Origin of the sequence: Blautia coccoides (genome assembly GCF_034355335.1) — a bacterium.
GTDB lineage: Bacteria > Bacillota > Clostridia > Lachnospirales > Lachnospiraceae > Blautia > Blautia producta.
This window is the reverse complement of the sequence record NZ_CP136422.1, coordinates 4337821-4356603: the sequence shown is the minus strand read 5'-3', so window position 1 is coordinate 4356603 and position 18783 is coordinate 4337821. Positions and strand designations below refer to the sequence as shown.

14 protein-coding genes are annotated in these 18783 nt (G+C 44.7%); 12 read left to right on the top strand and 2 right to left on the bottom strand.

Annotated elements, in window-relative coordinates; translation table 11 throughout:
* Positions 1-292 precede the first annotated feature (292 nt).
* Entirely contained in the window at positions 293-799 is a 507-nt protein-coding gene (locus tag BLCOC_RS19650; RefSeq protein ID WP_029468362.1) for a coiled-coil domain-containing protein, read from the top strand.
* On the opposite strand, the gene BLCOC_RS19645 is transcribed toward BLCOC_RS19650, so the two are convergent.
* Positions 796-1635, bottom strand: a complete 840-nt coding sequence (locus tag BLCOC_RS19645) for a LysR family transcriptional regulator (protein ID WP_029468363.1) — start codon at positions 1633-1635, stop codon at positions 796-798. The genes BLCOC_RS19650 and BLCOC_RS19645 overlap by 4 nt on opposite strands.
* A gap of 177 nt (positions 1636-1812) precedes the next feature.
* On the opposite strand from BLCOC_RS19645, the gene lysA reads away from it, so the two are divergent.
* A complete protein-coding gene (gene lysA, locus BLCOC_RS19640) occupies positions 1813-3063 on the top strand; it encodes a diaminopimelate decarboxylase (RefSeq protein ID WP_115625448.1) in 1251 nt (416 codons plus the stop codon).
* Positions 3064-3314: 251 nt separating this feature from the next.
* On the opposite strand, the gene BLCOC_RS19635 is transcribed toward lysA, so the two are convergent.
* A complete protein-coding gene (locus tag BLCOC_RS19635; RefSeq protein ID WP_018598329.1) occupies positions 3315-4946 on the bottom strand; it encodes an ABC-F family ATP-binding cassette domain-containing protein in 1632 nt (543 codons plus the stop codon).
* 221 nt (positions 4947-5167) lie between these two features.
* On the opposite strand from BLCOC_RS19635, the gene BLCOC_RS19630 reads away from it, so the two are divergent.
* The 10 genes from BLCOC_RS19630 to BLCOC_RS19585 all read left to right on the top strand — a co-directional run bounded on the left by BLCOC_RS19630 (position 5168) and on the right by BLCOC_RS19585 (position 18703).
* On the top strand, positions 5168-5572 hold the full coding sequence (locus tag BLCOC_RS19630; protein ID WP_018598328.1) for an RrF2 family transcriptional regulator: 405 nt from the start codon (positions 5168-5170) through the stop codon (positions 5570-5572).
* A gap of 144 nt (positions 5573-5716) precedes the next feature.
* Positions 5717-9247 carry a pyruvate:ferredoxin (flavodoxin) oxidoreductase gene (gene nifJ, locus BLCOC_RS19625; RefSeq protein ID WP_115623133.1) on the top strand — a complete coding sequence of 1177 codons (3531 nt, stop codon included), beginning with the start codon at positions 5717-5719 and terminating at the stop codon, positions 9245-9247.
* A 287-nt stretch (positions 9248-9534) separates the two neighbouring features.
* Positions 9535-9921 (top strand): PH domain-containing protein, encoded by a 387-nt coding sequence (locus tag BLCOC_RS19620; protein WP_018598326.1) that lies wholly within the window; start codon positions 9535-9537, stop codon positions 9919-9921.
* A 55-nt stretch (positions 9922-9976) separates the two neighbouring features.
* The gene (locus BLCOC_RS19615) at positions 9977-10693 is read left to right on the top strand and encodes a glycerophosphodiester phosphodiesterase (protein ID WP_029468367.1); all 717 of its coding nucleotides are present in this window, start codon (positions 9977-9979) and stop codon (positions 10691-10693) included.
* A gap of 106 nt (positions 10694-10799) precedes the next feature.
* On the top strand, positions 10800-11441 hold the full coding sequence (locus BLCOC_RS19610) for a phosphoribosyltransferase (protein WP_029468368.1): 642 nt from the start codon (positions 10800-10802) through the stop codon (positions 11439-11441).
* A 12-nt stretch (positions 11442-11453) separates the two neighbouring features.
* Positions 11454-12341, top strand: a complete 888-nt coding sequence (locus tag BLCOC_RS19605; RefSeq protein WP_115623132.1) for a DUF6612 family protein — start codon at positions 11454-11456, stop codon at positions 12339-12341.
* A gap of 183 nt (positions 12342-12524) precedes the next feature.
* Entirely contained in the window at positions 12525-15443 is a 2919-nt protein-coding gene (locus BLCOC_RS19600) for an insulinase family protein (protein WP_115623131.1), read from the top strand.
* A gap of 13 nt (positions 15444-15456) precedes the next feature.
* On the top strand, positions 15457-16362 hold the full coding sequence (gene era, locus BLCOC_RS19595; protein ID WP_029468371.1) for a GTPase Era: 906 nt from the start codon (positions 15457-15459) through the stop codon (positions 16360-16362).
* Positions 16359-17108, top strand: coding sequence for a DNA repair protein RecO (gene recO / locus BLCOC_RS19590; protein WP_029468372.1), 750 nt, complete (start codon positions 16359-16361; stop codon positions 17106-17108). Before era ends, recO begins: the two co-directional genes overlap by 4 nt.
* Before the next feature lie 200 nt (positions 17109-17308).
* Positions 17309-18703, top strand: a complete 1395-nt coding sequence (locus BLCOC_RS19585) for a glycine--tRNA ligase (protein ID WP_018598319.1) — start codon at positions 17309-17311, stop codon at positions 18701-18703.
* The last annotated feature ends 80 nt before the right edge of the window (positions 18704-18783 follow it).

The following is an 18783-nucleotide window of genomic DNA, read 5'->3' as shown; positions in this document are numbered from 1 at the left end:
TGGCGGGTGGGAAAACAGAAAGTACGGAGAATACATATAATTTCAGCAGATAGATACAAAAGCAAGAGATATAAAATCCATAATTTTTTGCAGGGTTTACAAAAAGTGTGAATATGCAAAATGTCAATAGAAATATGCAGTGCAGTGTGGTAAGCTATACAGCATAACAGACAGAGGGGGCATGCCTCCGGCCACTACTGATTCAGGAATAAAACTGGCAGCTAAGGACAGCGATCGGCCGGGCATGGATATCCTGATATATGGAATAAATAACCGAAAAGGAGAGTAGTATATGGGGATTACATCAGAAGAAATGAATATGCTGGAAGTGCTGTTTGATAATAAGCTGCAGCCATTTTACCTGCAGATGAACGAAAAGTTTGAACAGGTAAATAAACACCTGGAGGAAAATGCGAAGAAAACGGAGGCGCGGTTTGAACAGATAGACAAGAAGTTTGAACAAATAGACAGAAGATTTGAACAGATAGAAGAATCTATAAAGCAAATAAAAATACAGCTAAATAAGCTTGAAACAAGGTTGGATTGTCTTGAAAAGGAAATTGCGGCTGTGAGAAGTGAACTGGAGCAGACGAAGTTTATTATAGAAAATGAAGTCCAGCGGAATATTAAAATAATAGCAGAAAATCATGTGAATTTAAGCCGCAAATTTACCGATGCCCTGCGGGTTTCTGAAACCGATGAACTATATCATCTGAAAGTGAACCAACTGGAATCAAGACTTGTGATACTGGAGACTAGATATGAACAATTGGCACAAGAACAGAAAAAAATTGTTTAAAGGTCAAATGGAAAAGTCATACCCTCTTTCATGGTCAAATAATTATTTATTATAGGCGAATCAAAATCCAGCAGCGGGATCATGCGTAGTCTGCCGGCATTGATTTCCTTTTTTACGAGGCTGAGAGGGAGGAAGCTATATCCCAGACCGGCCAGGACAAAGTCGAGAAGTTTTGTGCTGTTGTCGATCTCAAAGGGAAACTGGTAATTGTCAGGAAAGAGCTGTCTGATAAAGAGACCTACCTCCTGCAGGGCAAAATTGCAGAAAAGGTAATTCAGTTTTGGAAGCTCTTTTCTGGTGATTCCTGTCTGGTATTTGGTATCGCTGAAACGGCAGACAAGAACCAGCTCATCTTTTTTAAAGCACTGACAGTGAAACCCCTGTTTTTTCAGAGGAATATAGGTAAAAGCAAAATCCAGCAGATCATCCTGCAGCGCATGGAGCAGTTCCATAGAGTGTGAGATGGTGATTTTGGTATTTACATTTCGATTTTCCTGCATATAGCCGAGAAGAGGTGTTCTCAGGTGGCATTCATAAATGGTATTGGTTGTGCCCAGGTGCAGATTTTCTCTTGAACAGTCCTGTGCGTTCAGCGTCGTGATGGCTGACTTTTCCAAGGCAAGGATACGGTTGGCGTAATCTATGAATCTAATGCCGGCTTCTGTAAGCTTCAGGCTTCTTGGACTGCGGATAAAGAGAGGCTGGCCAAGCTCTTTTTCTAATTCGGCAATTCTGTTTGTGACAGTGGACTGGGCTACAAAAAGTGCTTCGGAAGCTTTGGTAAAATTAAGGATTTTGCTGAGTGTTAAAAATGTTTCAAGAGAGGTTGTGTTCATAATAACTCCTATCATAAAAACGAATCATATCAATGCAATTAATTTATTTTACAAATTATAAAGAATAGGATATAATTTGTCAAGAATCGAGCATGAAAAAGTGGAAAAAGGAGGTTACTGTTTTATAGAACTGTGTTTTTTGTAGGACTGAGAATGGTAGCAAAAGGAGAGTTGTTTATGGAGCACAATTTGAGAGAAGCGGGCTTCTTTGGGAATATGGAGCCTGAACAGATAACAGAAAAGTATGGAAGTCCGGTTTATGTATATAATGAAGAAACTCTGCGTTCCCGATGCAGGGAACTGAAAAGTATGGCAGAATATCCTCATTTTGTCATTGACTATTCTATTAAGGCCAATTTTAATCCGGCCCTTTTGCAGATCGTGAAGGAGGAAGGCCTTGAAGTGGATGTGATGTCCCCGGGAGAGATTTATCTGGCTAAGATGGCAGGGTATGAGGCAGACGAAATTTTTTATATCTGTAATAATGTCTCTGAGGAGGAGATGCGCTATGCCATAGAAGCGGGAGTGACCACCAGTGTAGACTCTTTGTCTCAATTGGAGCAGTACGGCAGGTTGAACCCAGGTGGGAAAGTGGCCATTCGTCTGAATCCGGGACATGGCGCAGGCCATCACCAAAAAGTTGTCACAGCGGGCAAAAAGACAAAATTCGGGATTGATGTGGAAATGATCAGTGAAGTGAAAGCGATTCTTGCTCGCTATAATCTCACACTAGTTGGTTTGAATCAACACATAGGGTCTCTGTTTTTGGATAAAGAGCAGTATTTAAAGAGTGTGGATACGCTTTTAAACTGCGCAAAGGAATTTCCTGATCTGGAGTTTGTGGATTTTGGAGGTGGTTTTGGTATTTCTTATTACAAAGATGACAAGGTCCAGAGGCTGGATTTAAAGGATTTGGGTAAATCCCTGGATGAAATCATGTATCGGTTTGCAGAAGAATATGGAAGAGAGATCATATTCAGAGTAGAGCCGGGACGCTATGTCACAGCGGAATCCTCTGTGCTTTTGGGAACTGTGAACACAGTGAAGACCAACCATGGGAAAAAATATGTGGGTACTGATATTGGGTTTAATGTACTCATGCGCCCTGTGTTATATGATTCTTACCATGAGATTGAGCTATATGGGAAACATGCAGAGACATCCGGTGTAAAGGAGACAGTTACAGTTGTAGGTAATATTTGCGAGAGCGGTGATATTCTGGCAGAGGACAGAGAGCTTCCGGCAGTGAAAGAAAAAGATATCATTGGCGTACGGGATGCAGGGGCCTATGGTCATGTCATGAGCTCCAACTATAATGGGAGACTCAGGCCGGCAGAGGTGCTGGTGAAAAATAGTGGAGAGATCTGTCTCATCAGAAAAAGGGATACCTTGGAAGATTTAGTGAGAAATTATGTTTTGCTGCCATAACAGGCTTATATTTTAACAGGTAACTATGCAGTACCCCACAGTTACAAAGGAGCATTCCTCTCTGACGGGCAGAGTGAAATGCTCCTTTTTCATTACTATTCAGCCTTTCGGCTTCATAGCAACAAAAGCATGTACACAGACTGCAAAAATCGCAGTCTGACGCGTGGCTGCCTGGGGATTGCCTTGCAAATGCAAGGCAACACCTCGCGGGACAGTGGAAGGCTGAACTGTTACCTTTTTCTTCCCGCTTTTTAATTGTCTTCCTCTGTCATGGTATATACCTGACGTTTTCTTGCCATTTCATCGCTTGCCAGATATTCATCATAAGTGGTGATCTTGTCGATCAGCACACCGTTAGGAAGGATTTCCATAATACGGTTGGCTGTGGTCTGTACAATCTGGTGGTCATGAGACGCAAACAGAATAACACCGGGGAATTTTATCATACCGTTGTTAAGCGCTGTGATGGATTCCATATCCAGATGGTTGGTAGGCTCATCAAAAATCAGCACATTGGCACCGGAAATCATCATTTTTGATAAGAGACATCTCACTTTTTCACCTCCGGAGAGAATGCGCACTTTTTTTACGCCGTCCTCACCCGGAAACAGCATACGTCCCAGGAAGCCACGCACATAAGTTGCGTCCTTGATCTCGGAATACTGTGTCAGCCAGTCCGCGATCGTCAGGTCATTGTCGAATTCAGCGGTATTGTCTTTTGGGAAATAGGACTGAGATGTGGTAACTCCCCATTTATAGGTACCCTCATCCGGTTCCAGTTCACCTGCAAGGATTCTGAAAAGCACGGTTTTCGCCTGCTCATTGCCGCCTACAAAGGCAACCTTGTCATCATGTCCAAGGGTAAAAGAAATGTTGTCCAATACTTTTACGCCGTCAATTGTCTTGGACAGACCCTCTACCATCAACACTTCGTTTCCAATGTCCCGGTTAGGACGGAAATCAATATAGGGGTATTTACGGCTGGAAGGACGCATTTCATCCAACTGGATCTTTTCCAGAGCACGTTTTCTGGAAGTGGCCTGTTTGGATTTGGAGGCGTTGGCAGAGAATCTTGAAATAAACTCCTGCAATTCTTTGATCTTCTCCTCTTTTTTCCGGTTGGCCTCTTTCATCTGTTTGATGAGAAGCTGGCTGGACTCGTACCAGAAGTCGTAGTTTCCGGCATAGAGCTGGATCTTGCCGTAGTCAATATCTGCGGTATGTGTACAGACCTTATTTAAGAAATAACGGTCATGGGACACAACAATAACGGTATTTTCAAAGTTGATCAGGAATTCCTCCAGCCATTCAATAGCATCCAGATCCAGGTGGTTGGTAGGCTCATCCAGAAGAAGAATATCAGGATTGCCAAACAGAGCCTGTGCAAGAAGAATTTTCACTTTCTGGCTTCCTGTCAGGTCACCCATGATGGAATAGTGCAGTTCTGTCTCGATGCCCAGACCGTTTAAGAGCTGCGCCGCATCGGATTCTGCTTCCCAGCCGTTCATCTCGGCAAACTCACCCTCCAGCTCACTGGCACGGATTCCGTCTTCGTCAGTAAAATCCTCTTTGGCGTAAATGGCTTCTTTTTCTTTCATAATATCATATAGACGTTTATTGCCCATGATAACGGTGTCAAACACCGAATAAGCATCATATTTGAAATGGTCCTGCTGAAGGAAGGAGAGACGCTGTCCGGGTGTGATAGTGATATCACCGCTGGTGGTCTCCAGCTGACCGGAAAGTATCTTTAAAAATGTAGATTTACCGGCGCCGTTAGCACCGATCAGACCATAACAGTTTCCTTCTGTAAACTTAATGTTGACATCTTCAAACAGTGCTTTTTTACCGATTCGTAAAGTAACATTATTTGCTGCGATCATGTTAATCCCTCACTTTATAAAAAACTTACAATTTTCTTTGCGTAATCTCTTCCTATTTTACAGTAAAATGTGGAATTTGCAAGCATTTCTTTTAAAATACTTGATAAATTAAGTATACAAAGGTATAATGGACAGCATTAAGGAAAAAAGAAGTGAGTGATCCCGGCATCTGCCGAGAGGATCCCACATAACATAGAGTACAGGAAAGGAGCACAGGAAAAATGCTGATTACAAGAGAATGCGACTATGCGGTGCGGATTGTCCGGGCCCTTGCCCAGGGAGAAAAACTCTGCGTGAACCAGATATGTGAGAAGGAGGAACTGACTCCTGCGTTTGTATATAAAATACTTAAAAAACTGGAAAAGAGTGAGCTGGTAAAAAGCTTCAGGGGAAGCAATGGAGGGTATGCTCTGAAAAAGGATATCGGCCAGATTACACTGCTGGATATCTACCTTGCAGTCGAGCCAGAATTTTACATGATCGAGTGTATGAATCCCGAAAAACCCTGTGTACGGAACCAGGATGAAGAGGGCTGCAAGGTCCATAAAGAGCTGTGTAGAATACAGAAAAACCTGCTGAAAGAGCTTGGCGCAAAGACAATCCGTGAAATAATGGAAGAAGAGTAGTGAGGGTTTGTTTTTTTGGAAAAACATTCGACTTATTTTCGTTAAAAAATGGACATGCTTCGCGAATCGTGATATAATTTTGTTAGACTTCGGGGAGCGAAGTGGAACATTGTTTATAACAATTTTCAAGGAGGAAAATAACAAATGGCTAGAAAGATGAAAACCATGGATGGTAATCATGCAGCAGCTCATGCGTCTTACGCATTTTCCGATGTTGCAGCGATTTACCCGATTACCCCGTCATCTGTAATGGCAGAGGCTACAGACGAATGGGCAACACAGGGAAGAAAGAACATTTTCGGACAAGAAGTACAGGTTACTGAGATGCAGTCTGAGGCAGGTGCAGCTGGTGCTGTGCATGGATCCCTGGCAGCAGGTGCCCTGACTACTACATATACCGCATCACAGGGTCTTCTGTTAATGATCCCTAATCTTTATAAAATCGCTGGTGAGCAGTTACCGGGTGTATTCAACGTATCTGCCCGTGCACTGGCAAGCCACGCACTGTCAATCTTCGGTGACCATTCCGACGTATACGCATGTCGTCAGACAGGATGCGCTATGCTCTGTGAATCTTCCGTACAGGAAGTTATGGACCTGACACCGGTTGCTCATATGGCATCTATCAAAGGCAAAGTTCCGTTTATCAACTTCTTTGACGGTTTCCGTACTTCTCATGAGATCCAGAAGATCGAGACATGGGATTACGAAGATTTAAAAGAGATGGTAGACATGGACGCTGTGGATGAATTCCGCGCTCGCGCACTGAATCCAAACCATCCGTGCCAGAGAGGTTCAGCTCAGAACCCTGACATCTTCTTCCAGGCAAGAGAAGCATGTAATCCGTACTACGATGCTTTACCGGCAATCGTTCAGGAATACATGGACAAAGTAAACGCTAAGATCGGTACAGATTACAAACTGTTCAACTATTACGGTGCAGCAGACGCTGAGCATGTGATCGTTTCTATGGGATCTGTAAATGATACAATTGAAGAGACTATCGATTATCTGATGGCAGCAGGCAAGAAGGTAGGCGTTGTAAAAGTTCGTCTGTACAGACCATTCTGCGCTGACGCACTGATCGAAGCGATTCCTGAGACTGTAAAACAGATCACTGTTTTAGACAGAACAAAAGAACCTGGTTCTCTGGGTGAGCCGTTATACTTAGATGTTGTGGCTGCATTAAAGGGAAGCAAGTTCGATGCAGTTCCGATCCTGACAGGACGTTACGGCTTAGGTTCCAAAGATACAACACCGGCTCAGATCGTTGCTGTATATGAGAACACAGAGAAGAAAAAATTCACAGTTGGTATCGTGGATGACGTTACAAATCTGTCTCTGGAAGTTGGTACTCCTATCGTTACAACACCGGAAGGAACCATCAACTGTAAATTCTGGGGTCTGGGCGCTGATGGTACTGTAGGTGCCAACAAGAACTCCATTAAGATCATCGGTGACAACACAGACATGTACGCACAGGCTTACTTTGACTATGATTCAAAGAAATCCGGCGGTGTTACAATGTCTCACCTGCGTTTTGGTAAAAAACCGATCAAATCCACATACCTGATCAAGAAAGCAAACTTCGTTGCATGCCATAATCCTTCCTATGTGAGAAAATACAACATGGTTCAGGAACTGGTAGACGGAGGTACATTCCTGCTGAACTGTCCTTGGGATATGGAAGGTCTGGAAAAACATTTACCGGGACAGGTAAAAGCATTCATCGCAGATCACAACATCAAATTCTATGTGATCGACGGCGTTAAGATCGGTATTGAGACAGGCATGGGCCCGACTCGTATCAACACGATCCTGCAGTCCGCATTCTTTAAACTGGCTGATATCATTCCGGAAGCTCAGGCTATCGATTTAATGAAAGCAGCAGCAAAAGCAACATACGGACGTAAAGGTGATGATGTAGTTGCTAAGAACTGGGCAGCTATCGATGAAGGTGCAAAACAGATCGTAGAAATACAGGTTCCGGAAAGCTGGAAAACAGCAGCAGACGAAGGTCTTGACCTGACTCATGCTGAGAACGGAAGAAAAGAAGTTGTAGACTTCGTAAATAACGTTCAGGCTAAAGTTACAGCTCAGGAAGGTAACTCCCTGCCGGTATCTGCATTTACAGAATATGTTGATGGTACAACTCCATCCGGAACATCTGCTTACGAGAAACGTGGTATTGCAGTAAATATCCCGGTATGGCAGCCGGAAAACTGTATCCAGTGTAACCGCTGTGCATACGTTTGTCCGCATGCGTCCATCCGTCCGGTTGCTATGACAGAGGCTGAGGCAGCAAATGCTCCGGCAGCTCTTGACATGACCGGCATGAAAGAATATAAATTTGCTATCACAGTATCCGCTCTTGACTGTACCGGATGTGGTTCCTGTGCAAATGTCTGCCCAGGCAAGAAAGGTGCAAAAGCCCTTGTTATGGAGAACATGGAAGCAAATGTAGAATCTCAGAAATTCTTTGATTACGCAGTATCTCTTCCGATCAAAGAAGATGTTGTTGCAAAATTCAAAGAGACAACTGTTAAAGGCTCTCAGTTCAAACAGCCTCTGCTTGAGTTCTCAGGAGCTTGTGCAGGTTGTGGTGAGACACCATATGCGAAGCTGATCACTCAGTTGTTCGGCGACAGAATGTACATTGCAAACGCAACAGGATGTTCCTCTATCTGGGGTAACTCCTCACCGTCTACACCGTACACTGTAAACGCAAAAGGACAGGGTCCTGCATGGGATAACTCTCTGTTCGAGGATAACGCAGAGTTCGGTTACGGTATGTTACTGGCTCAGAACGCGATCCGCGGCGGCTTAAAAGAGAAAGTGGAATCCGTAATGGCAAGCGCTGAAGCTTCTGAAGAAGTAAAAGCAGCATGCAAAGAATGGTTAGATACCTACAATTGCGGTGCTACCAACGGTGCAGCAACTGACAAACTGGTTGCAGCTCTGGAAGGAATCGAATGCGATACCTGCAAAGATATTGTTAAGAAAAAAGACTTCCTGGCTAAAAAATCCCAGTGGGTATTTGGTGGTGACGGATGGGCTTACGATATCGGATTCGGTGGTGTTGACCATGTATTAGCAAGTGGAAAAGATATCAACATTATGGTATTCGATACAGAGGTTTACTCCAACACAGGCGGACAGTCTTCAAAGGCTACTCCGACAGGTGCTATTGCGCAGTTCGCTGCAGGCGGTAAAGAAGTTAAGAAGAAAGACCTTGCTTCCATCGCTATGAGCTATGGTTATGTATATGTTGCACAGATTTCCATGGGTGCAGACTTTAACCAGACTGTAAAAGCAATTGCTGAGGCTGAGGCATATCCGGGACCGTCCCTGATCATCGCTTACGCTCCGTGTATCAATCACGGTATCAAGAAAGGTATGAGCAAAGCTCAGACAGAGGAAGAACTGGCTGTTAAATCCGGATATTGGCATAACTTCCGCTTCAATCCGGAAGCAGAAAGCAAATTTACTCTGGATTCCAAAGAGCCAACAGAAGATTATCAGGCATTCCTGGATGGAGAAGTTCGTTACAATTCTCTGAAACGTTCTAATCCTGAAAAAGCTGCTAAGCTTTTCGCTCTGAATGAGAAACAGGCTAAGGAAAGATATGAATATCTGAAGAAACTGGTTACTCTGTACGGAGATGCAGAAAACTAATTTAGTAACAGTTCAGCTTTCCACATTTACAGTTTCCCAGGTAAATAAACGGCAGGCATCACGATCGTGATGCCTGCTTTTTGTATACTTGCTATTCCTTTCTATTCATATTATACTGAGACGTATAGTAACTTTTCGGCAGATCTGCGCATTTACTGCGCTGACTGTAAGAAAAGCTTCTGAAACTGGGCAAAACCCATTGGTAAAGGCAATGTATATGGATTTTTCTTCGTAGCTGTGAGAGTCCTGATCAGTTACGGCGTATAAACAATAAGGAGGTTATAAAAATGAGTGATAATTTAATATGGGAAGACAGGAAGCATTTTATGTGGTTTCCTTGGTCATTTACGAAATATTATATAGAGAATGAGAGACTGATGATAGAAGCCGGACTTCTGAAAACAACCCTGGATGAGACTCTTTTATATAGGATCGTGGATGTGACTATGGTTCAGACTCTGGCCGGTAAAATCTTCGGCACCGGGGATTTGATCGTAAAGACAAAGGTGGACAGCAATCCGGAGATCACATTGAAAAATATTTCTGAGCCAAAGAAGGTCCGCGCTATGCTCTCAGAGATGGTGGAGGACTGCAGGCAGAGGAAAAACGTAGTGGGCAGAGAATTTTACGGGGAACATTCGCATACAGATGAGAATGAAGAAGATGAATATTAACTGCGGTGGTGAGGGCACAGGAGAGTTACATTAATTCTGAAATAAGGGGAAGACTATGAAAAAAATGAAGATCTGGGCTCACAGAGGTGCATCGGGGTATGCGCCGGAAAATACAATGGAGGCTTTTTCCGAAGCTGTGCGGCGTAAGGCAGATGGTATTGAACTGGATGTACAACTGACGAAAGACGGTGAAATCGTGGTGATCCATGACGAGAAGCTGAACCGGGTCAGCGATGGTTCGGGATGGGTGAAGGACCATACGCTGAAAGAACTGAGAAAATTGAATTTTAATAAAACTTTTCCGGAACAGGGAGCTGCCAGGATTCCTACACTGAAGGAAGTGTATGAGCTTATGAGAAAAGAAGATATGCTTGTGAACGTGGAGCTGAAAACCAGCATTGTATTTTATGAAGGTCTGGCGGATAAAGTGCTGGAGCTTACCGCGCGTATGGGCATGGAGGACAAGGTGCTGTACTCTTCTTTTAATCATTATACACTGATGGAGATAAAGCAGAAGGCGCCCGGGATGCCCACAGGTATGCTTTTTGAGGATGGGATCGTGGATGCGCCTGCCTATGGGAAACGTCTGGGTGTAGATGCGCTCCATCCGATTTATACACATTTACAGCATCCTGATTTTCTGAGACAGTGCAGGGAGGAGGGGCTTCCTCTGCATGTATGGACTGTAAATACAAAAGAAGGTTTCCGGAAGATGCAGAAGGCGGGCGCAGATGCAGTGATCACCAATTATCCGGATATACAATACTGGTGATCGTGTGATATGATAAATCTTCTCTTTTTTCCTTAAAAGGAGTATGGTATAATAAGCATATAAAAAAGTAATTGGGGATAAAAAAGAGGAGGTATGATTTATGGAAATGGAAGAAAGAATGTTTAAGGTATACGCATCCGGTGATGAGAAGATTCAGTTAAAGGTGATCCCGGGACACTTTGCAACGCCGCAGTCCCATATCAGTCATTATTTGGAAATGACCACCATGAAGACACGCTGTGCGGAGGCTTCCAGGATTGCAAGATATCTTTCTACCAAATATGAGACATCCACGCCTGTGGATTCCATTATCTGTCTGGATGGATTGGAGGTTGTGGGAGCGTTTCTGGCAGAGGAGCTGGCAAAGGCCGGTGTACTGTCTATGAATGCGCATAAGACCATTTACATTGTCACTCCAGAATTCAACGGCAATGGACAGCTCATGTTCAGGGACAACATTCAGCACATGGTCAGAAACAGAAATGTGGTCATTCTGATGGGATCGATCACAACCGGTGAGACACTTCGGAAATGTATGGAGAGCATTCTCTATTATGGTGGTACCATTCAGGGTGTATCTTCAATCTTCAGTGCTGTGAATAAAGTGGCAGGCCTGGATATCAATGCTGTGTTTTATAAAAAGGATGTACCGGATTACCAGACACACAAAGCCAGTGAATGCCCAATGTGCAGAAACGGCCAGAGACTGGATGCCATTGTAAATGGATATGGATATTCTAAATTGTAAAGGGGGAAGGATTTGAAAGGGAAAATCAGAAGACTATGTCTGACTTTACTGATACCGCTATTACTCCTGATGGGTTGTGGACAAGGCAGGGAGCAGGCAAAGGAACCGTCTGCGGAAGAACTGCTGAAAGAAGTGCTTTCCAACCAGAAACAGCTCAAATCAGGAAAAATGCAGATGACTATGAATTTCAAGGCTGCAATGCCTCTGGAAGAGGCACAGGATCTGCTGGGAGATGTCCAGGATTCTGCCATCCAAATGGATATGGATGCAGAGCTGCAGTTCCAGGAGGAACGGATGCGCATGGATGGAGAGCTGAATATGCAGATCATGTCAATGAAGATTCCGGTTCCCATTGAGAGTTATACAGTAAAGAGCAGCGATAAATATGTCACCTATACGAAAAACGGAGAGGAATGGCAGAAATCTGAGACAGACGTCTCCGGCGGCGATATGGGAGCTTTGGTATTTGCCGGACAGGAGCTTTATCAGGGAATTCAGGAAGAATCCCTGACCATGACTGAAGAGACCCTTGAACTGGATAATGAAACTTCCACAGAATGTTATGTGATCCACTCTTCTATAGGCGGAGAGGTATTGAACAGTTTGTTCAGTATGGCCGGTCAGGTTCCGGGACAGGAAAATGTTTTAGGCGATTTCCGTATAGAGGATGAAAAGGTGGATTTGGATCTGTATGTGGACAAGAAAGAAAAAGAGATAATCCGAACCAGAATTGATATGAGACAGCTTATGGAAAAGATGATGTCAGATCTTACTGCCCAGTCAGGAACGGATCAGACGATGAAGGTAGATAAATTCCAGATAGCTGTGACTATAAAAGAGCGCGGTGAGACAGTAGAAGTAGAAGTGCCTCAGGAAGCGCTGGATGCAGAAGAACTATGAAATAAGACAGAAGCTGCTGTCAGAATGCGGAGGCATAGACAGCGGCTTTTTTCTGTTTTGATTGAATTGGAAGAATCTTTGTCCTTTTTCCGTTTTATAATTCCATGAAATGTGGTAATATAAACAATAGAATATACACTGCCAAAAGACGGGCAGTAAATATGACCATCAAGGAGGTTGACCATGAAGAAAGAAAACGTGCCGGCATACGAACTGGTTTCCTGCCAGGATATACCGGATATTCACTCCAAAGGTTTTCTGTGGAGACATAAAAAAAGCGGTGCCAGAGTCATGGTGCTGGAAAATGATGATGAAAATAAGGTGTTCAATATAGCATTCCGCACACCGCCTGCAGACAGCACCGGCGTGGCCCATATTCTGGAACACAGTGTCTTGTGCGGCTCTCAGAAATTCCCATTAAAAGACCCGTTTGTGGAATTGGTGAAAGGCTCTCTGAACACTTTTTTAAATGCCATGACCTACCCGGACAAGACCATGTATCCGGTGGCGAGCTGCAATGATGCGGACTTTAAGAATCTGATGCATGTATATCTGGATGCTGTCTTTTTCCCTAACATCTATGAACGGGAGGAGATCTTCCGCCAGGAGGGATGGCATTATGAACTGGAGGACGTGAGCGGGCCGCTGAAATTAAACGGCGTTGTCTACAATGAAATGAAGGGGGCTTTCTCCTCACCTGAGGAAGTGCTGGACCGGGAGATTTTTAATTCCCTGTTTCCGGATACACCCTATGGGGTGGAGTCAGGCGGAGATCCTTCTGTGATCCCGGAACTGAAATACTCTGAATTCCTTTCTTTCCACAGCCGCTATTATCATCCTGCCAACAGCTATATTTATCTGTATGGAAATATGGATATGGAGGAGCGGATGAATTGGATGGACAGGGAATATCTGTCAAAATATGATGAGATCCCCGTTGATTCAGCCATTCCCAGACAGGAGCCGTTTGACAAGGTAAAAGAGATCATCATGGATTATCCCATCTCTGAAAATGAGCCTTTGGAGGAAAATTCCTATCTCTCATACAATGTGGTAGTGGGTGACAGCCTGGATGTGGAGCAGTGCACTGCCTTTGAAATTCTGGATTACACCCTGCTTTCCGCGCCGGGAGCACCGCTGAAACAGGCACTTTTGGATGCCGGTATGGGAAAGGATATCCTTGGCTCTTATGACGATGGTATTTTTCAGCCATTTTTCTCCATTGTAGCTAAGAATGCGAAGCAGGAGAATAAAGACGCCTTTGTGCGTCTGATCCAGGATACACTCAGTAAGATCGCAAAAGAGGGAATCGATAAGAAAGCCATAGCTGCGGGAATCAATTTTCTGGAGTTCCGTTTCAGAGAAGCAGACTTTTCATCCTTCCCCAAAGGACTTATGTATGGCATTGATGTGTTTGACAGCTGGTTGTATGATGACAGCAAGCCCTTTAACCACCTGAGAAAACTGGACATCTTTGAGAGTTTGAAGCAAAAGGCTAAAGAGGGATATTTTGAAAAGCTGATAGAACAATATCTGCTGAACAATTCTCACGCATCCGTCGTGGTAGTCAATCCAAAACGCGGCCTTGCTGCACAGAGAGACAAAGAACTGGAAGAAAAGCTTGCTGCCTATAAGGCATCTCTGCCTGCTGAGGCGGTAGAGAAGATAGCAGCAGACACAAAACATCTGAAAGAGTACCAGGATGAACCGGAGAGAGAGGAAGCTCTTCAGAGTATCCCTATGCTGAAACGCTCTGATATCGGAACAGAGACAGTTAAGATATACAATAAACCCGGATATATAGATGATACGCTGGTTCTGCATCATGATCTGTATACCAATGGGATCGGTTATCTGACGCTGCTCTTTGATGTGAAGAAGGTACCGGAGGAACTGATCCCCTACATGGGAATCTTAAAATCCGTACTGGGATATGTGGATACGGAGAAATACAGCTATGCAGATCTGTTCAATGAGATCAACGCCAACAGCGGTGGTATCTTATTTGGCCTTCAGGTATTCGGAGACTCTAAAGACAATCAGAATACCAGACAGATGCTGGGCATCAAAGCGAAGACGTTGTACAGCGGACTGCCGTTTGTATTTTCTATGATCAAAGAGATCCTCTGTACGTCTAAAATGGATGACACAAAACGTCTCTACGAGATCATTGCCAAGATGAAATCCAGACTTCAGATGAGTATGGCAAGCGCAGGTCACAGCACGGCAGTAATGCGGGCTACATCCTATTTCTCGGGAAATGCATATTTCCAGGAGAAGATTGCAGGGATTGAGTTTTACCAGTTCATTGACAGGATCGAAAGTCATTTTGAGGAGGAGAAGGGCAGGGTAATTGATAATCTGAAGCTTCTTATGAAGATGATCTTCCGTCCCGAGAATCTGACAGTCAGTTATACTGCGGACCAGGAAGGGTATAAAGGCCTGGAGTCAGAGGTGCGCAGTTTAAAAAGCGTACTTTGCACAGAGCAGGTCAGACAGGCTGAGGTAAAGCCGGACTATAAGGTGAAAAACGAAGGGTTTAAAACATCAGGACAGGTGCAGTATGTGGCAGCAGCAGGCAATTTCCGGGAGGGCGGCTTTGAATATACGGGCTGCCTGCGCATTTTAAAGGTGATCTTAAGCTATGAGTATCTCTGGATGAATGTGCGTGTAAAAGGCGGTGCCTATGGCTGTATGAGCAATTTCAAGAGAAGCGGTGACGGATACCTGGTTTCCTACAGGGACCCCAACCTTTCCAAAACGCTGGAAGTGTTCCGCAATACCCCGGAGTTTATCCGCAGTTTTGAAGCAGACGAGAGAGAGATGACAAAATATATTATCGGCACGATCAGTGAACTGGATACACCAATGACACCGTCCTCAAAAGGAATATTATCACTGGAGGCATGGTTCAGCCACATTACAGAGGAAGAGCTGAAAAAAGAGCGGATGCAGATTTTGAATGCCCAGCCTGAGGATATCCGGGCGCTGGGCGATGTGGTAGCGTGTATGCTGGACCAGAACCGTATCTGTGTCATCGGAAGTGAAGAGAAAATCGAGCAGGAAAAAGAACTGTTTCTGGAAGTGAAACACCTGCTGTAACAGAGGAGAATATATGAGAACAGACTACAAATCAGGATTTGCAGCAATTATCGGACGGCCAAACGTGGGAAAATCCACACTGATGAACCATTTGATCGGACAGAAGATCGCCATCACATCCAGGAAGCCACAGACAACCAGAAATAAGATCCAGACAGTCTATTCCTGCGAGGAGGGACAGATTGTATTTTTAGATACACCTGGTATCCACAAAGCCAAAAACAAGCTGGGAGAATATATGGTAAATGTGGCGGAGCGCACGTTCAAGGATGCGGATGTGATCCTCTGGCTGGTGGAGCCCACCACCTTTATCGGTGCCGGAGAACGCCACATTGCCGAACAGCTCAAATCTTGTGATCTGCCGGTGATCCTGGTCATCAATAAGGTGGACACAGTGAAAAAGGAAGAGGTGCTGAGTTTTATCGATGCGTACCGGAAGATCATGGATTTTGCTGAGATCATTCCCGCCTCTGCCCTGAAAGGACAGAATCTGGAGACAGTGATCTCCAGTATTTTCAAGTATCTGCCCTATGGACCGCAGTTCTATGATGAGGATACGGTAACCGACCAGCCGCAGCGCCAGATCGTAGCGGAGATGATCCGGGAGAAGGCACTCAGGACTCTGGAGGAGGAGATCCCACATGGGATAGCTGTGACCATTGATACCATGAAGGAACGTCCGGGAGGAAAGCTTGTGGATATTGAGGCCACGATCATCTGTGAGCGGGAATCCCACAAGGGGATTATCATCGGCAAGCAGGGGGTTATGCTGAAGAAGATCGGAAGTGCCGCCCGCTTTGAGATCGAACGGATGCTGGAGCAGAAAGTGAATCTGAAGCTCTGGGTGAAAGTAAAAAAAGACTGGAGAGACAGTGACTATCTGATTAAAAATTTCGGATATGACAGAAAAGAGATATGACAGATACAGTACAGATGACCGGCATGGTGTTATCCTCCATGCCGGTGGGGGATTTTGATAAGAGACTGGTGCTTCTCACAAGAGAGCGGGGGAAAATAACGGTATTTGCAAAGGGAGCGAGACGGCAGAACAGCTCCCTTCTTGCCGTGGCAAATCCCTTTGTGTTCGGCACGTTTTCCATCTATGAGGGAAGGACCAGCTATCAGATGAAATCAGCCTCTGTACTCAATTATTTTACGGAACTGGCTTCCAGGCAGCCGGGCGTCTACTATGGATTCTATTTTTTGGAATTTGCGGATTACTACTCCAGGGAGTACACGGATGAGAAGGAAATGCTGAACCTGCTCTATGTCACCTTAAAAGCGCTGGTCAGCGAGAAAGTTGATAATAAGCTGATACGCTGTATCTTTGAGCTGAAGGCAATGGTGATCAATGGGGAATACCCCAATCTGTTCGAGTGTATGAACTGTGGGAAGAAAGAGGAGCTTTACTGGTTTTCGGCAGAGAGATCAGGGGTCTTCTGTGAAGACTGTATAGACAAAAAGGACAGATATAAGAGCATCCGTCTGGACGCCTCCTCCCTGTATGCCCTTCAGTTTATTGCGGCATCTGAGATTTCCAGGCTATACACCTTTACCGTAAGGCCGGAGGTGCTGAAGACCATGCAGAAGGTCATGCGGGAATACACAGGAAAATACATAGACAAAAAGATGAAAAGTCTGCAGGTGCTGGAAATGATGGAGTAAACATGAGAAAAATCCTGTTTTTAGCATATTTTCAGGCAGATAGTGGTTGAAAAGAAGGAATATTACGGTTATAATGTTACTATTCGCAGGCTGTATCAGACAGTCTGCGGACTGTAATGCCATCATACAGTTTATATGACTGTGACAGGCAGCTTGCCTTGAAAAATAAAGAAATAGATGAAAGTCGAGGAGATAACACGATGGAAAAGACCATGGAAAAGATCGTAGCACTTGCCAAATCCAGAGGATTCGTATATCCGGGTTCAGAAATTTACGGAGGACTTGCCAACACCTGGGATTACGGCAACCTTGGCGTGGAGCTGAAAAACAATGTGAAAAAAGCCTGGTGGAAAAAATTCATCATGGAAAGCCCATACAATGTAGGGGTAGACTGTGCTATATTGATGAATCCGCAGACATGGGTGGCTTCCGGTCATCTGGGCGGTTTTTCTGACCCGCTGATGGACTGTAAAGAGTGCCATGAGCGTTTCCGCGCGGATAAGATCATTGAAGATTTCTGCGCAGAAAAAGGAATTGCCATTGAGGGCAGTGTGGATGCCTGGAGCCAGGAGAAGATGATGGAGTTTATTGAGGAACATCAGATCCCATGTCCCACCTGCGGCAAACACAACTTTACAGATATCCGTCAGTTCAACCTGATGTTCAAGACATTCCAGGGAGTTACAGAAGACGCAAAGAATACCGTTTATTTAAGACCTGAGACTGCTCAGGGTATTTTCGTAAACTTTAAGAATGTACAGAGGACATCCAGGAAGAAACTGCCTTTCGGTATCGGACAGGTGGGAAAATCCTTCCGTAATGAGATCACACCTGGTAACTTCACATTCCGTACCCGTGAGTTTGAGCAGATGGAGCTGGAATTCTTCTGCAAGCCCGACACAGATCTGGAGTGGTTTGCTTACTGGAAACAGTTCTGCCTTGACTGGCTGCACAGCCTGGGTCTGAAAGATGAGGAAGTTCGCTACCGTGACCACGATAAAGAGGAGCTGAGCTTCTACAGCAAAGCAACCACAGATGTGGAATTTTTATTCCCGTTCGGATGGGGCGAGCTTTGGGGTATCGCAGACAGAACCGACTATGACCTCACACAGCATCAGAATGTATCCGGACAGGATATGACATATTTTGATGATGAGACCAATGAAAAATATATTCCTTATGTCATCGAACCGTCACTGGGAGCTGATCGTATGGTACTGGCATTCTTGTGCAGTGCATATGACGAGGAAGTTCTGGACGCAGAGAGAAATGACGTGCGTACCGTGCTGCATTTCCATCCGGCTCTGGCACCTGTAAAGATCGGTATCCTGCCTCTGTCCAAAAAGCTGAACGAGGGCGCAGAAAAGATTTACCAGGAGCTTTCCAAGCTGTATAACTGTGAATATGATGACAGAGGAAATATCGGAAAACGTTACCGCCGTCAGGACGAGATCGGTACTCCGTTCTGTGTGACATATGATTTTGAATCTGAGACAGACGGAGCGGTTACTGTCCGTGACCGTGACACCATGGAGCAGGAGAGAGTTAAAATTGAAGACCTGAAGGCCTACTTTGAGGAAAAGATGGCTTTCTAGACAATTGCTGAGAGAATAGACATGCTGCTGTATCCCGCCGGAGACGGAGGGTACGGCAGCTTCTGTTATATGTATGGAAG